The organism is Streptomyces sp. NRRL S-646, assembly GCF_000720765.1.
Taxonomy (GTDB): domain Bacteria; phylum Actinomycetota; class Actinomycetes; order Streptomycetales; family Streptomycetaceae; genus Streptomyces.
This window is the reverse complement of sequence record NZ_JODC01000038.1, coordinates 1-15707: the sequence shown is the minus strand read 5'-3', so window position 1 is coordinate 15707 and position 15707 is coordinate 1. Positions and strand designations below refer to the sequence as shown.

Annotated in this window: 9 protein-coding genes and 1 pseudogene; 2 read left to right on the top strand and 8 right to left on the bottom strand. The window is 69.4% G+C overall.

The window, feature by feature from the left end; translation table 11 throughout:
• Positions 1-26 precede the first annotated feature (26 nt).
• Both IH68_RS0147090 and IH68_RS0147085 read right to left on the bottom strand, forming a co-directional pair.
• Entirely contained in the window at positions 27-923 is an 897-nt protein-coding gene (locus tag IH68_RS0147090; protein ID WP_234341831.1) for a class I SAM-dependent methyltransferase, read from the bottom strand.
• Positions 924-1123: 200 nt separating this feature from the next.
• The gene (locus IH68_RS0147085; protein WP_234341830.1) at positions 1124-2266 is read right to left on the bottom strand and encodes an SDR family oxidoreductase; all 1143 of its coding nucleotides are present in this window, start codon (positions 2264-2266) and stop codon (positions 1124-1126) included.
• A gap of 255 nt (positions 2267-2521) precedes the next feature.
• On the opposite strand from IH68_RS0147085, the gene IH68_RS0147080 reads away from it, so the two are divergent.
• On the top strand, positions 2522-10084 hold the full coding sequence (locus tag IH68_RS0147080) for a type I polyketide synthase (protein WP_030949530.1): 7563 nt from the start codon (positions 2522-2524) through the stop codon (positions 10082-10084).
• A 99-nt stretch (positions 10085-10183) separates the two neighbouring features.
• On the opposite strand, the pseudogene IH68_RS54665 reads toward IH68_RS0147080, so the two are convergent.
• A pseudogene (locus IH68_RS54665) lies at positions 10184-10583 on the bottom strand (IS5 family transposase); the annotation flags it as partial.
• A gap of 371 nt (positions 10584-10954) precedes the next feature.
• On the opposite strand from IH68_RS54665, the gene IH68_RS0147075 reads away from it, so the two are divergent.
• Positions 10955-11200 carry a hypothetical protein gene (locus IH68_RS0147075; RefSeq protein ID WP_030949527.1) on the top strand — a complete coding sequence of 82 codons (246 nt, stop codon included), beginning with the start codon at positions 10955-10957 and terminating at the stop codon, positions 11198-11200.
• 193 nt (positions 11201-11393) lie between these two features.
• On the opposite strand, the gene IH68_RS0147070 is transcribed toward IH68_RS0147075, so the two are convergent.
• The 5 genes from IH68_RS0147070 to IH68_RS51055 form a co-directional block, all read right to left on the bottom strand.
• Positions 11394-12197 carry a S1 family serine peptidase gene (locus tag IH68_RS0147070; RefSeq protein WP_030949524.1) on the bottom strand — a complete coding sequence of 268 codons (804 nt, stop codon included), beginning with the start codon at positions 12195-12197 and terminating at the stop codon, positions 11394-11396.
• Positions 12198-12547: 350 nt separating this feature from the next.
• Positions 12548-12955, bottom strand: coding sequence for a hypothetical protein (locus tag IH68_RS0147065; protein WP_037886474.1), 408 nt, complete (start codon positions 12953-12955; stop codon positions 12548-12550).
• Positions 12952-13782 (bottom strand): hypothetical protein, encoded by an 831-nt coding sequence (locus IH68_RS54660; protein ID WP_078912937.1) that lies wholly within the window; start codon positions 13780-13782, stop codon positions 12952-12954. Before IH68_RS54660 ends, IH68_RS0147065 begins: the two co-directional genes overlap by 4 nt.
• 125 nt (positions 13783-13907) lie before the next feature.
• A complete protein-coding gene (locus tag IH68_RS51060) occupies positions 13908-14609 on the bottom strand; it encodes a hypothetical protein (protein WP_037886473.1) in 702 nt (233 codons plus the stop codon).
• A 34-nt stretch (positions 14610-14643) separates the two neighbouring features.
• Positions 14644-15639 carry a hypothetical protein gene (locus tag IH68_RS51055; protein WP_051834101.1) on the bottom strand — a complete coding sequence of 332 codons (996 nt, stop codon included), beginning with the start codon at positions 15637-15639 and terminating at the stop codon, positions 14644-14646.
• Positions 15640-15707 lie beyond the last annotated feature (68 nt).

Genomic DNA, 15707 nt, shown 5'->3' with positions numbered 1-15707 from the left:
CGGGGCGCAGTGCGGTGCGGGTGTACTTAATGGTCCGGTTTGTCGCAGACCAGGGCGTGATAGCCGGCTGTTCGCCCCAGAGTCTGATGGGCTCGGAGGACAGCAGTGAGGTTCTGCCAGTCTTGGTCGGCGAGTTCGGCCAGGCCGGGCCACCGCAGACGCAGCATGTTGCGCCCGCCACGGGAGGATGCAAGGTGGCTGGCCAGGCCGAGGAGTTGAGTGGATCGGTGAACGACCGGACGGGTCCAGTCCAGCAGTGCACGGACGTCGAATCCGGCGGAGGCGGCATGAGCGACGTAGGTCTTCGGAGTGCCGAAGTCTTCGAACTGCCAGGTGTCGCGCACCAGCCTGTGAGGGTCCAACTTGGCGAGCGTCTGCGCTGCCGTGTCGGGCCAGGTGAGGTCCACCAGTACAAGGCGGCCACCGGGGCGTAGCACCCGGTAGCTTTCGGCGAGGAAGGCACGGCGGCCGGCCGGTCCGAAGTGGAAGGCGGCTTCCAGGCAGTGGACGCGGTCGATGCTGCCCGGGGCGAGGTCCATGCCGGAGGCCTCTTCGGGGAGGCGGGTCACGTCGGCGACGGCGAAGGAGACACCGGGCCGGTGGCCGAAGCGTTGGCGGGCCAGTTCGATCTGCTCGGGTTGGAGGTCGACGCCGAGTGCCTGGCAGGAGTTGTCGGCCAGGGACGCTGTGGTGTGGCCACGTCCGCAGGCGGCGTCCAGAACGACATGCCCGGGCGATGTGTCCAGCAGCGCCAGCGACTTGCGCGCGAGAGTCCGTTGGAAGGAGGCCAGCCCGCCCAAGGCCGCGGGCAGCGTGGGCAGGGTGAAGTAGCCGATGTTGACCAGGTCGCCCCAGCCAAGATGGCGGAGGAAACGGAACAGGATGCTGGTGTCGTTGTAGGCATCGGCGAGGTTTTGTACCACTGGGTGTGCCTCTCTTGCGGGCCAAGGGCGACGACATGGCGCTGACGGCACGTGTCTGCAGTCGACCCGGGCCTGCCGTGTATCTCGTGCGGCGGTGCTTGTACGGGGTATCGGGCCCGGTGCCGCGTGGCGAGGTCATGCGGGGTTCGTGCAGTTCGCTGCGGCCCGGGTGAGTCGCCATGACTCACCCGGGCGACGGCTCACCCAGCCACCAGGGCTTCACCGCGGGAGAAGGCCCGGGCCAGGTAGGCGTGGTCGACGGGGGCGGGGTCGGGGAGGCCGTCGAGCGCGGCGATGAGGTTGGTCCGGTCGTAGGTGCGGCGGTGGGTGCTGTAGGTCAGCAGGGGAGCGCCGTGCTGGGCGACGAGGCGCTCCAGCGGCGTCGGACGGGACAGCCGTTCGGCCATGGACACGGTCAGTCCCGGGAAGCGGGTCTGCAGGGCTGCGGCGGCAGTGGCGAACGACACGTTGTGGGGGTGGGTGACGTGCAGGGTCCGCACGCCCGTCGTCGGCCGTGCGCGGGATGCGGCCCGCACCATGGCGTGTGCCGCGTAGTCGGCCTGCAGCATGTTGAGGCTGCCCTGCGGATCGCCCTCGACGCGGAAGTGCAGATCCGAGGCCCGGTGACCGGCTTCGCCGCGTGGCCGGTGCAGCAGCGCCCGTACCTGCGAGGTCCGCTCTGCCCGGCTGCGCAGGTGACGTTCCAGAGGGCGGAGAAGAAAGTCGGCCGGCTGGGCGGGCAGGTCTTCGGGGACGGGCCGGTCGGTGACGAGGAGGCTGGGGCGGAACACCGTCACGTCGCGTTCGTTACGGCCCGCCCAGGCGTGGACCAGCCGCTCGGCCGTGTACTTCGATTCCTCGTACGGGACCTGGAAGCCATCCGTGTCCAGAAGGTCGTCTTCCCTGATGATTCCCGTGGCGCGCCGCCCCGCGACGTAAGCGGTGCTCACGTGCAGCAGACGGGCGTCAGGTGCCTCGTCGGCGAGCTCCAGAACGCGGCGGGTGCCGATGACGTTCGCGTGGTGCAGCGGTGCCGGGTCGCTCGCCATCTCAAGCAGGGCCGCGCAGTGCCACAGCGCGGTCAGCCCGTCCGTGATCCGGGCTCGCTCCAGCGGGCTGAGGCCGAGGCCCGGCCGGGTCAGGTCGCCGCTGGCATAGCGGACGGCGGCGAGTGCGTCGTGCGGGAGACGCGGAGTGTCCAGCCACTGCACGGCGGCTTCGACGCGGTCACGCAGCTTCTCCGGAGTGCCGCGGCCCAGGACGGTGATGTCCTCCTCGCCGTGGGCGAGCAGTTCGCGCAGAAGGCGGCAGCCGAGGAATCCGGTCGCGCCAGTGAGCAGCACGGGCAAAGGGGTCTCCTGAGGAAGGGGTGGGGGCGGGGTGACACGGTACGCGGTCGCCGCTGGTCGCGGGGGGTGAGGCGGTGCAATTTCCACATGATCACTCGTACGAGCGGTCAGTGGCAGGACGGGCGTTGACCACTCGTCCGGCTGCTTTCGGTGCCGGGAATACGGCGAACGGCTGTGATGACGTGACGCACCCAACTCACGGATGGTTACGGTCCGTTGCTGTCTTGTCCGCACAGTGAAAGGCCGCGCATGACGCAGCACTCGACACCCGACGCCCTGAACCGGGGCATCGCCATCATCGGTGCCTCATGTCGCCTCCCCGGTGGCATCCAAGGCCTCGACGCGCTGTGGGGCGCCCTGCTGGAAGGGCACAACGCGATCGGCGAGGCGCCGGCGGACCGGTTCGACGCCCGCCGGTTCGTAACGACCGACATGGCCCGTACGGGCCGGAGTTACACCGCGGCGGGCGGTTTCCTCGACGACGTGGCGGGCTTCGACGCCGACTACTTCGGCATCTCCCCGAAGGAAGCCGGACAGATGGATCCGCAGCACCGGATGCTGCTTGAGCTGGCCGCCGAGGCCCTGGACGATGCGGCTCTTGCTCCCGCCCGGCTCGCCGGCAGCGACACAGCCGTGTACGTCGGCATCTCCGACGCCTCCTACGGGGCGATGCAGATGCTGTCGCTGCACACGGTCAACCCGTACACGATGTCGGGCGCGGCCTCGTCGATCGCGGCCAACCGCCTGTCGCACGCCTTCGACCTGCGCGGTCCCAGCATGGCGGTGGACACCGCCTGTTCATCCTCACTCGTGGCCCTGGACCGTGCGTGCCGCACGCTGTGGGACGGCACCAGCCGGGCGGCGCTGTGCGGCGGCGTCAACATCCTGCTCAGCCCCTATCACTATGTGGGGTTCTCCCAGGCGTCGATGCTGTCGAAGCGCGGACACTGCGCGGCGTTCTCCGCGGACGCCGACGGGTTCGTCCGCGCCGAGGGCGGCGGCATGGTCGTCCTCAAGCGGCTGCCGGACGCCCTCGCGGACGGGGACCGGGTGCTCGGCGTGATCCTTGGCAGCGGCAGCAACAGCGACGGGCACACGATGGGTCTCGCCCTGCCCAGCGCCGAGGCGCAAGAGGAGTTGCTGCGCAGCGTCTACGCCGACGCCGGCATCGATCCGGACGAAGTGGTCTACTTCGAGGCCCACGGCACCGGCACACCGGTCGGCGATCCGCTGGAGGCCCAGGCCATCGGCCATGCACTCGGGGTCCGCCGGATCACCGGCGCGCTGCCCATCGGCTCGGTCAAGACCAACGTCGGCCACCTGGAGCCGGCTTCGGGCATGGCGGGTCTGTGCAAGGCGCTGCTGGTGCTGCGGCACGGCATCGCCCCTGCCTCGTTGCACGCTGAAACCCCGCACCCGGACATCGACTTCACCGGGCTCGGCCTGAGCCTTACCACCCAGCCACAGCAGCTGCCCGCGGTCGCCCGGCCTGTCGTGGGCGTCAACTCCTTCGGATTCGGCGGCTCCAACGCCCACGTCGCCCTCACCGCCGCACCGCCGAGCACCGCTTGTGCCGCGCCCGCGCCGCCGCCCGAGGGACTGCCCCTGATGGCCAGCGGCCGTACTCCGCAGGCCGTGTCGGCTGCCGCGGCCGCCATGGCCCAACGGCTGGCCCACGCAAGTGAGGAGGAGTTCTACGACCTGGCCTACACCTCCTGCCGGCGCCGCGGCCTGCACGAGCACCGGGCCGCCGTCCTGGCCCACTCGCCGAAGGAGGCCGCACAGGGCTTTGCCGCGCTCGCCGAAAATGCGGGCGAGGACACCCCCGAGGCCGACGCGGACAGCGCAGCGGCTTCGCGGGTGTCCGCGGCCGTGGCCGAGGCAGCGCGCTGCGGCCACGTCACATTCGTCTTCTCCGGCAACGGCTCACAGTGGGCCGGGATGGGCGCCGACCTGCTCCAGGACCCGGTCTTCCGCACGGCCGTGGAGGAGGCGGACACCGAACTCGCCTGCCGACTGGGATGGTCGGTCGTCGAAGAGCTCGGCCGGCCCGCCGACGACTGGCGGCTCGATGCCACCGAGGTCGCGCAGCCGCTGCTGTTCGCCGTACAGCTGGGCATCGTGGCCATGCTGCGTGAGCGGGGCATCACGCCGGCGATGGTTCTGGGCCACAGCGTGGGCGAGGTGGCCGCCGCCCACACGGCCGGAGCCCTGACCCTCGCCCAGGCCGCGCAGGTGATCACCGAACGCAGCCGGGTGCAGGCAGAGACTGCGGGCCTGGGCCGCATGGCCGCCGTCGGCCTCTCTCCCGACCAGGCGGCGAACGAAATCGCGGCCTGCGGCGAGACGCTGGAGCTCGCCGCCGTCAACAGTCCCAAGGACGTCACCGTCGCCGGCGACGCCGACGCCCTGGCAGCGCTCGGTGCCCGTCTCGCCGAGCGTGGTGTCTTCTTCCGGGACCTGGAACTCGACTACGCCTTCCACAGCCGCGCCATGGACGGCCAGCGCGAACCGCTCGCCGCGGCTTTGAACGGCCTGGAACCCCGCGACGGCGACATCGCGCTGTACTCCACCGTGACCGGCGGACGGCTCCAGGGCAGCGCTCTGAACGCCGAGTACTGGTGGCACAACGTGCGCCGGCCGGTCCAGTTCGCTGCCGCGGTCGAACGGGCCGCCGACGACGGCGGCGACATCTTCGTCGAAATCGGCCCCCACCCCGTGCTGCGGACGTACCTACGGCGCACCGCCACCGCACAGCCGGGCGGGAAAGCGACCACCATTGCCACCCTGCGCAGGGACACGGACGGCCGCCGGACACTGACCGCCGTGCCGGCCGCGCTGATCGCGGCAGGGGCCGACACCGACTGGGACCGGTACTTCCCCAAGCCTGGACGCGTCACCACGCTGCCCGCCTACCCGTGGCAGCGCGAACGGCACTGGAACGGCGACCCGGACGTCTGGTACGTGCAGGGTGCCCTCGTACACCCGCTGCTGGGCTCGCGTATCAGTGCACCACACCCGGTGTGGGAAGGCACCGTCGAGCCGGGCCTGGTTCCCTGGCTCACCGACCACCGCGTCGCCGGCTCCGTCGTCATGCCGGCCACCGGTTACGTGGAGATGGCACTCGCCGCCGGCCGCCTGGCGCTCGGCAAGCCCGCCGAGGTCGAGCACCTGGACATCCAGACGGCCCTCGTCGTGCCCTGGTCCGAAGCCCCCACCGTCAGCGTCCAGACAGCCCTGCAGCCCGACAGCGGCACGCTGACCATCACCAGCACCACCACCAGCTCCCCGGAACCGCGCACCCACGTCCAGGCACGGGTCCGCACTCTGCTGCATCCCCGGCCGGCAGCACTGGATCTGAACACGCTGGCAGCCCACTGCCCGCGTCACCTCACCGGCGAAGAGCACTACACCGCCTGCGCCACCGCCGGCCTCACCTACGGGCCGACGTTCCAGGTGCTGACCGGCCTGAACGTCGGCGACGGCGAGGTCCTCGCCCACTACCGCCACGACACGCCAGGACAGCCGTACACGATTCACCCCGCCCTCCTCGACGGCGCACTCCAGGCCGGTGCCCCGCTGCTGCACGACCTCGCAGCCGAGCAAGCCGCCTTCCTGCCCGCAGCGATCGGCGCCATCCGGGTCTGGGACGAACCCACCCCGACCGGCGCCATCCGTGTACGCGAACGCAGCCGAAGCGATCACGAAGTGTGCTGGGACATCACCCTCAGCGACGACAACGGACACGTCACCGCCCAGATGGACGGCTGCCGGCTACGCCGCGTCACGGCAGCAGGCCGCACACCGCTCACCGTCCACCACACAGAGCTGAAGGCCGCACCGCGCCGCGACAGCCCGGCCGCCCCTTCCCCGCTGCCCTCCCCGCAGCGCATCGGCCAAGCAGCCGCACACCGGATCGCTCGACTGCGGGAACAACTGCCGGACCACTGCGGCCCTGCGATGGCTGTGCTGCGTGAGGTGACCGCCCGCCGGGCAGCCTCAGGGTTCGCCGCCATGCTGGCCGATCCGGACGTCCCCTTCACCGCGGATGATCTGGTGGCGGGCGGGATGCTGGAAAAGCACACGCGGATGCTGGCACTCATCCTGCCCGACATGGAAGAAATGGGCCTGATCGGAGCAGAAGGCCCCGGACGGTGGCGGCTGACAGCAGCCGACCGCTCCACGGACCACCTGATTCGTCACGCTGCCGCCAGCTCGCCCGACCAGAACGCCGCTCTCAGCATCGCCGTCCGTCACATCGCCAGGTTCGATGCACTCCTGCGCGGTGAGGCAGACCCTCTCGAATTGCTGGTGGACGACCACACCGCACAGGCGTTGGAGCACTTCTACGATCTCCTGCCTGTCACGCGGTTCCACAACCGTGTCGTACAGGCCCTCACCCGGGAGATCGTCGCTCAGTGGCCCCAAGGACGTTCGCTGCGGGTCCTTGAGGTGGGAGCCGGAACAGGGGCCACGGCGGCGGCCCTGCTGCCGCTGCTGCCACCCGAGCGCACCCGCTACTGCTTCAGCGACATCTCCGCCTTCTTCTTCTCTCGTGCGCAAAGCCGACTGGCCTCCTACGATTTCGTCGACTACCGCACTTTCGACCTCTCCCAGGACCCGGTGGGCCAAGGCTTCACCCCGCACAGCTTCGACGTCGTCGTCGCCGGACTCTCCCTGCACACCGCCCCCGACCTGGCGGACGCCCTGGGCAACGTGGCAACCCTGCTGGCGCCCGGCGGACAGCTGCTGGCCACCGAAGTGCACGACCCGCAGATCCTGCTGCCCTACTTCGGCTTCCTGGACAGCTTCTACGGCAACACCGACACCGAACTGCGTCCCCGCTCTCTCCTGTTGCCCCGTGACGAGTGGCCGGACCTGCTGCGCCGCTGCGGCTACGTTGACGTTCTCCAGACCGGGTACGACACCGGCCCCGTGCGCGACGGATTCTGCGTCCTGCTCGCCGCGACCCCGTCCCGGCCACCAGCCGAGCAGCCGGTCCCCGCGCGACGCCAGGCCAACGGCAGTGCCGTTGTGCTGGCGATCGAGTCTGCCGCCGAGCGGGAACTGGCCGAGGCTGTCAGCACTGAGCTCACCCAAGCCGGTGGCACCGCCTGCGTCGTGGAGATGAGCGACCACGATGACGCCTGGAGGGACGTTCTCTCCCAGGCTCACACCGCCCCTGGCACCGAACGCCGCGCGGTCGTCCTGATTCTCGGCGAGGTAACGGATCAAGCACCGGAACAACTGACCGCTTTGGCCAGTCAGCGGGCCGAAGCCGTGCGGGCCTTGATGACCACGGTCGGCACAGCACCACAGGGCGCACCGCCGGAACTGTGGCTGGTGAGCCGCCCCTGCGGCACCATGCCCGCCCCCGGCACCCCCCAGGAACTGGACGCCGCCCTCTGGGGCATGACCCGCAGCCTGGTCAACGAAGTCCCCGAACTGCTCAGCCGCCGCATCGGCCTGGAACGCACCACGGACACCGCGAGTGACGCCGGCCGGCTCGCCGAGGAACTGCTTGACCCCACTGCTGAGGACGAGGTCCTGCTGACCGCCGCGGACCGTTTCGTCCCCCGCGAACGCCACCGGCCCGCGGCCCGGCCCGCCGACGGCACCGTCCCGTACACCCTCCGGGTGCACAACCCCGGCCTCTCCTACCGGCTTGCCTGGCAGCAGCAGGAGATGCCGCAGCCAGGCCCCGGCGAGGTTCTGCTCGAAGTGCGCGCGGCCGCGCTGAATTATCGCGACCTGATGCAAAGTGTCGGCCTGCTGCCGGAAGAGGCCGTCGAGGGCACACTGTCGGCAAAGGGCTGCGGACTGGAGTGCGCCGGCGTCGTGGTCGCCTGCGGCGAGGGCGTGACCCATGTATCGCCCGGTGACCGCGTGGCGGGGATGGCGCCTGCCTCTCTCGCTTCCCATACGGTGACCAACTCCCGCGCGATCTGGCCGCTGCCCGACGACATGAGCTTCGCCGCAGCGGCCACCATGCCGGTCGCCTTCATCACCGTGCACTACAGCCTCGGACAGCTTGCCCGCCTGCAGCCCGGTGAGACCATCCTCGTGCACGGCGCCGCGGGCGGCGTCGGCCTCGCGGCGATCCAGTACGCGCACGCACAGGGGGCCCACGTCATCGCCACGGCCGGCAGCGGCCTCAAGCGCGATCTGTTGCGCAGCCTGGGAGTGCGGCACGTGCTGGACTCACGAACCCTGGACTTCGCCGTCCAGGTGCAGGAGATCACCGAAGGACGCGGCGTCGACGTCGTCCTCAACTCGCTCGCCGGCGAGGCCATCAGCCGCAGCCTGGAACTGCTGCGGCCGGGCGGCAGGTTCATCGAACTCGGCAAACGGGACATCTACGAGAACAAGCCGCTGCTGCTGCGCCCGTTCGCCAACAACATCGCCTTCTTCGGCGTCGACCTCACCAAGGTGCTGGAGGACGAACAACAAGCCCAGGCGGGCCTGGCAGGTGTCAGCGAAGAGATCAAGCACAACCGGTTCCGCCCCCTGCTGCACACCGTGTACCCCGCCGCGCGCGTGGATGAGGCGTTCCGGCTCATGCAGCACTCACGCCACATCGGCAAGGTCGTCGTTGCCTTCGATCCGCTGGACGAGCCGCCCTTGGTGGAACCGATCCGGCCGCCCTTCCAACTGGAGCGGACGGCCACCTACTTGGTCACCGGTGGTACCGGCGGATTCGGTGGGGCCACCGCTCAGTGGCTCGCCGACCTCGGCGCCCGCCACGTGGCCCTGGTCAGCCGCCGCGGCACCGAGGCGCCCGAGGCCGACGATGTCCTGGCCGCACTCACTGCCCGCGGAGTGACGGCCACGGCCTATGCGGCGGACGTCACCCATCTTGAAGCGATGCGGGACATCACCGCCCGCATCGACGCCACCGGGTACCCGCTGCGTGGAGCTGTGCACTGTGCCATGCACCTGGACGACACCCTGCTCAACGAACTGGACAGAGACCGGATCACCGCGGTCCTGGCCCCCAAGATCACCGGCGCGGCCGTCCTGGACCTGCTCCTACGGGACCGTGACTGCGACCTGTTCCTGATGTACTCGTCAGAAGCCGCGACCATGGGCAATCTCATGCAAACGGCTTACGCGGCCGGCAACACCTACCTTGAGGCCCTCGTTCGCCGCCGCCGCCAGGAGGGACTGGCGGGCATGGCCATCGCCTGGGGAGCCATTGGGGACACCGGATACGTGGCCCGCAGCGCCATGCAGCAGACCCTGGCCGCCATCGGCCTGGAACCGCTCACCTCACAGGAGGCGTTCGCTTCGGCCGCATCGCTACTGGGCACCGACACCGAGGTCGCCGGCGTCGCGCGCTTCAACTGGGCCCGAGCCGCGAAGGTGCTGGGTTCCTCCATGAGCACACCACGGCTGAGCGCGCTGGTGCCGAAGAACACCGACGGCGGCTTCGACAGAGAGGAACTGATGCGCACGCTGTCTCAGATGCCAGCCGACGAAGCCGTCGCCTACCTGACCGACAGTCTCGCCACTGTCCTGGCGGACATTCTGCAGATGGACAGCGGCCAGTTCGACCCCCACCGCCGTCTGGACAGCTACGGGCTGGACTCCCTGATGGCCACCGAACTCCTGGTCACTCTCAACGAGCGCTTCAGCGTCGACATCCCTCCCATGGAACTGCTGCGCAGCAGCACCGGCACCCTCGCAGACGTCGCCCAGACGGTGTATCTGCGTCTCGGACTCCACACCGCCCAACACTCTGATCCCCAACCCGCCATTCCGCACCAGGCGGACAGCCCCGACAGTGAAAGGGCCACCGCGTCCACCAACTGATCCAAGCAGCGACCAATGTCTCCTCCGCGCCGCGCTCTCCGGAGCACTGCGCCGGGGAGACATTGGCACGCTGCGCCAGACGTTCCCCCACTCAAAACCTTCATCGTCCCGGTGGTCGGCCGGCCGGGCTCGTCTGCCCGGTACCGTCGGGGCCCGGTGACGGGCACCCGCAGCGTGTTGGTGGGCCCTGCAGATCGTCGAGTCCACGCTCGCCATTGACCAGTCGATTCGCCGCTGCGCATCGGCATCGACTTGCACGGCTCGCAGGAGCATTTCCCATGTGCCGTCCGCCGACCAGCGGCGATGCCGGTCGTATATCGTCTGCCACTTACCGAACCGGGATGGCAGATCGCGCCACGGGATACCGGTCCGCAACCGGAACAGAATCCCGTTGATCACCCTTGCGGTGACACTTCCAACGCCCGCCCCACCCAACGTTTCCTGGCAAGTACGGCTTCAGCCCGGCCCACTCCGCGTCACTGAGATCTCCCCGTCCCACGTGCCTGGGAACGAGTTCTCGTCTCGGTTCGTCACCGACCCATCAGACAGGCCCTGGTGAGCTGGTCCGGAGATCCTGTCGCAGTAGTGGCCCCCCTCCCCCCCCCACACACACAAGGGCTTGGCGCCGACGATCTGAGGCTTGAGACCTGTCGACTGATCACCCGGTCGGATGGTCCTCGTATGAGTCACGCCGAAGGTTCTGGACGGGCCCTTTCCCTGGTCACGGGCCCATGATGCGCTTGTCGGCAGCTGTCGCGTGTGCTCCGTAGGGCGCGACGTCCGGGACAGTGCATCGTTGCTGTTGGTGTTCAACCGATAACGGTAGGCAAATCAGTCTCGATGTACCGGCAATGGAGGACCGAGGGATCCATGCGTAAGTTTCAGCAGGCCATGATCGCAGCAGTGACGGTGGCTGGCGCCCTGGCCGCCATCGGCGCCGGCGCAGGCACCGCCTACGCCACCGACGGCGCGCCGCCGGTGACCGACCACTACCGCCCCTACCAGGAGTGCAGTCCGCAGATGGGGGCCGAAGACAACACCCCGCTCAACGTGCTCGGCCTCTCCGACACCCTCGGCACCATCTGCGGCCAGTTCGAGAACGCATTCACTCGGTGAGGTCGGCGGCGTAATCCCCCCAACCTCGCGCCGCATGGCGGCAACCGACCGGGCGGCCAGCGCCAGGACCATCGCGGCCACCGGATTGCCGGCGTGCGGAGGCCGTCGGCCAGGGGTAACCGCAGGCCACCTCTGTCGAAAGGGCCGGGTGTGCAGCGCGGTCCGCGGCAGAGGTGGTGTGGGTCTTCGTGGTCTAGGCGGTGAGGAAGTGGCGGTAGTGGGCGACGCTGCTGAAGACCGCGGGTGAGTTGGCCTGGGCGCAGCCGCGACTCCAGGAGAGGATGCCGACGACGGTGCCGTTGACGACGAGGGGGTCGCCGGAATCACCGTTGCAGGTGCCCTTGCCGCCCTGGGGGTAGCCGGCGCACAGGTTGCCGTCGCCCACGACCGGGGTCAGGCCCTCCAAGGGGTTGTTCTCGTCGCCGCCGATGTTGAGGTTCGGTCCGGAGTAGTCCGCTTGGCAGGTGGCGCGGGTGGTGATGGGGAGCTGGACCGTATGGAGAGCTGTGGGCAGAGTGGGGCTGCCTTCCTGGGTCTTCCCCCATCCGGTGACCCTGGCTTGTGCTCCCGGCTCGGGATCGTGGGTTGCCAGGCGGGCGAAGTGGACCGTGGCGCTCTCACTCACGGGTTGCGCCATCTTGAGGACGGCGACATCGTCGGCGAAGGTTTCGGCATTCCACCGCGGGTGCCCATGCACACTGATGATGAGCCTGCTGTGGGGGAGCCGGTTGCGGTCCAGACCGCCGAAGCCCACCTTCAGCTGACTGGCGCTCCAGCCGTTGACACAGTGGGCGGCCGTGATCACCGTGTTCGCGTCAATGAGGACGCCGCCGCAGACGTGGGACCATCCGAAAAGACCCTGCGCCTGGATGCTGACCACGGAGGATCTCACGCTGGTGGTGGCGGGGGTTCCGCCGACGATGGCGGCGGCGGGTGAGGTGCTCGCGACGGCCAGCCCAAGGGCTGCCGCGGCGGAGGCGACGAGCTTACGCAGCAATGAGAACTCCTGTATGGGCAGCGGCCGTTGACGGGTGCGCCGCGGGTGACACAGCCACGTGAGGCTATCGTAGATCTTGAACGTCCTGCGGTCCCTCGGGCTCGGCCAGAAGACCGTACGCGTCTGGTCAGGCCCGTCCCGGAGGCCGCGTCTTCAGAGTCGTTTCTGACGTCCTCGCCTCGTGCCGTTCCATCAACCCAAGCACCGACGGCGTCGCACCCTCCCGACCGACAACAAGCCGTCCGCTGCCTTCCCCCACCACTCCACGATCACGCTCCGCGCGCGAAGCAGCCCCTGCTCATCGAACAGGAGGTCCCTTTGCTACAACGCACTGAGGGCCGCAGCCCTGGTCAGGGCCTCGGCCGGACGAGCGGGACGACGTTTGCCCGGGCCCCTTCGAGTGCCTGGCGAAACTGCTGGTTCTCCAGCGTCAGCTGGTTGACGGCGCGGACGAGCGCGGGGACGTCCGCGCGGAGCTGTTCCAGTTCCTTGTTCTTGTTGTCGATTGTCTTCTTGAGCTTGGTGATCTTGGCCCGCAGTCGGACCTCGGTGTCGTTCACGGCCCCGCGCTCGGCGACGTGGTCGTAGAACTCCTTCTTCAGGTCCAGGTGCCGCTGGGTGAGGGCGTTTCTCGGGACGCCAGCCTCCTGGGCCAGGGCGACGATGGTCAGAGCGCCATTGGAGTTCTCCGGCTTTCCGGACAGGATGCGGTCCATCGCGGCCCGGATGCGGTCGCGTTCGTCAAGGGCGGGGCTCACGCGGTGTCCTTCTCAAGGGTGATTCGGGTCTGGTCGTGCTGGTCGGCGAGGTCCCGCAGCCGGGCGGCGTTCTTGCGGAACCGATCGCTGAGTGGCTGGGGAACGAACTCGGCCCGCCTGTCCAAGGTGTTCGCTCGGTCGCGGAGCTGGGCGGCGTGCTGGTCGGTGCGGACGATGTTGCCGCAGCCGGCGACGCAGTGGTCGAGGTTGGGGGTCTCGCGCTCGATGTCGCGGTGGCAGAGGGCCTGCTCGCGCCGGTAGTGGCAGAGAAGGAGAGCGTGCGGGTTGTCATAGAGCAGGGCGTCCTCGTTGGCCGGCAGCCGCCGGGCGGTGGTGGCCGTGATGATCGTCCCGGCGAACCGTGGGGCCTGGGCCGCCGCGTTGATCGCGCGTCGTGCGGCGGGTCCGGAGACTCCTCCGCCGGCTTCGAGGTCGTCGTGGAGGTCGGCGACGGTGTCGGCGACCGCGCGGACGGTCTCGATGTCGATGAGTTCATGGATGCCGTCCCGGCTGCGGGCCGCGTACCCCTCGGTGACAAAGGCCGTCCGTAGGTGGCCGTATTGGATGGCCAGGGCGACGAGCCCGCCGGGGCGGCGGGCGATGTGCCAGGCCAGAGACCTGCGGAAACGCTTGATGCCGATGCGGCCGTGCGGGTCCGGTGCGATGACGTCACCGGTCTGGTGGCGGGCGGCCTCCTGGTTGGCCCATTCGACGAACGCATCGATCCGGGTCCGCATGGCCCCGTGCTTGAGCGAGCCGGTGTCCTCGCGGCGAAGGTGCAGATCGTGGGCATTGTGGTCGAAGAGCAAGTGCCCGTCGGGGACCATGCGTTCAAGGACACGGATTGCGTGGACGACGGGGGTGATGGCGACCCAGGTGACCTCTCGTTCGGTGCCGACGGAGCGGTGGTTGCCGTCCTCGTCGATCGCGGTCTTGTATTCGTTGCCGCGGATCAGGTGCCGTCCGACGCGGTTGTCGGGGCCGGGCTCCGGGTCAGGACAGCAGCCGGTTCGCAGGCCGAGAGCCTCCCCGGCCGCATTCCAGTCAAATAGGACAGGACGATGAAGCAGGCGGTGCCCAGGTGCCGCATGAGGGCGACGGTCTCGTTGAAGTCCATCGCCTCCCGCCAAGGGCGGCCCGCGATCTTCCCGGTGACTGGCGAGTCCATCGGACACGGTCCGGGACGCTGCGGTGCCAGGTCCCTGATCCCGTGGCGTTGGATAAAAGCCTGGATGTGGCCCTTGGAGGCGCCGGTCAGACCGCCGACGTAGGAGCGGGCCAGGCTGATGTGTCCGCGGATGGACGTGGTCGGCAGCGGGTTTCCGCTGTTGATCAGCGGGAGGAGGAGAGTGTCCAGGGCCTCCTTGCCGGCCTGGTTGGCCGGGTTGGAACAGGCGACGGTGACCAGCCGGTGTCTCTCCTGCCAGGCCGCCAGGATGTCGTCGGCGAAGTCGTCGATCATGCGGATCGCCCAGACCAGCATCGGTCCCATGGTCTGCTCGGCCAGGATCTCGGTGGTGTTCTCCCCGCCCTGGGACGTGGCGGCCGGCAGGTAGTCGTCCGCCCCGAACTCGTCCCAGGGCGGCCGTCCGACCCCGGCGGGCCGTGCACTGAGCTCGTCATAGGCCCAGAGCCGGGTCAGGGCGTTGAGCACGGTCCGGGCTCGTTCGCGGCCGCGGGCTGAGGAGTCACGAATAGCCTTGCGGGCCCGGTCGGCAGCTTCTTCGGCCCCGGCCGCGATGATCTCCACCGAGCGTTCCTGAACCTGGTCGTCGGGCAGGACGTAGTTCCGGTCGTGAGTCTCCTGGCTGCTCTGTCCCGGCTCCCGGCGGTCGAGCGCGTTCACCGTCCGCCGGCCCCGCTGGAACGGGGACCCCCCCAAGCCCCTGGGAGGCCGCCCATTCCTTGGCGGTGGCGTCATCGACGCCGAAGTGGAACAGCCCGACGGGCGGTTGGCGGTCATGCTGGGTCCAGCGCGAGCGGGGCCCGGTGCCCGTGCGCCAGACGATGAGCCGGTCGGTCCCCGGGGCGAGGTCCTCGACGATCGCGCGGGCGAACCGCGTGGCCTGAAGAGCTTGGGTGATCAACCGCCCCTTCGAGGCGGCCCCGTCGTCGGTCACGTTCCGCGTCTCAAAGTGGCGCCCGGCGCCCCGAGGGAGCTTCTCCAGCGGAATCCGGTAGGTCGGATGCCCGTCCTCGCCGGCATCCGGGGTGGCCCGGGGAACCTCGGCCCGGTCGATGACCGAGAGGTTCCAGCCGTATTCGGCCAGCAGAAGCACTCCGAGTGCGGCCGCCTCCAGCCGTGACAGGAACAGCCGTTGCCAGGTCACGGCCGCTTTCGACCCGCCCAGGGCCTTGCGGAACGGGCCCGTCAGCGTCAGGTTGTCGTTCTTGTCGGTGTAGTAGGCGAGGTCGCCGGTGCGGGCCAGCAGGTCCAGTGCCTCACCGATCTTCCAATCCCGGCTCCCGGCGGGGATCTCGCCGGCCCGCCATCGCTCCAGATGGGCAGCGTTCTCCTCGATCCGCAACAAGGCGGTCCGGAACATCCGACGGGCAGCCGTCTTGATGTCGTCGAACTCCGTCTCGGGGTAGGACTGGACGCGGCTCTTGGGCTTCGCGATCCGCCGTACCAGTTCGTCCGCGACGCGTCCGCTCTGAGAGGGCGGTATGTGACGCGATGTCACTGTGGATGTCACCGGAACGTGTGCGGCCGCCGCGCAAGCCGATCCGCGCCTGACGCAGAAATCGAGGA

Coding starts and splice junctions, on each gene's coding strand:
- IH68_RS0147080 (WP_030949530.1), top strand. CDS start 2,522: ATGACGCAGCACTCGACACCCGACGCCCTGAACCGGGGCATCGCCATC.
- IH68_RS0147075 (WP_030949527.1), top strand. CDS start 10,955: ATGCGTAAGTTTCAGCAGGCCATGATCGCAGCAGTGACGGTGGCTGGC.
- IH68_RS54660 (WP_078912937.1), bottom strand. CDS start 13,782: ATGGTCCCCGACGGGCACTTGCTCTTCGACCACAATGCCCACGATCTG.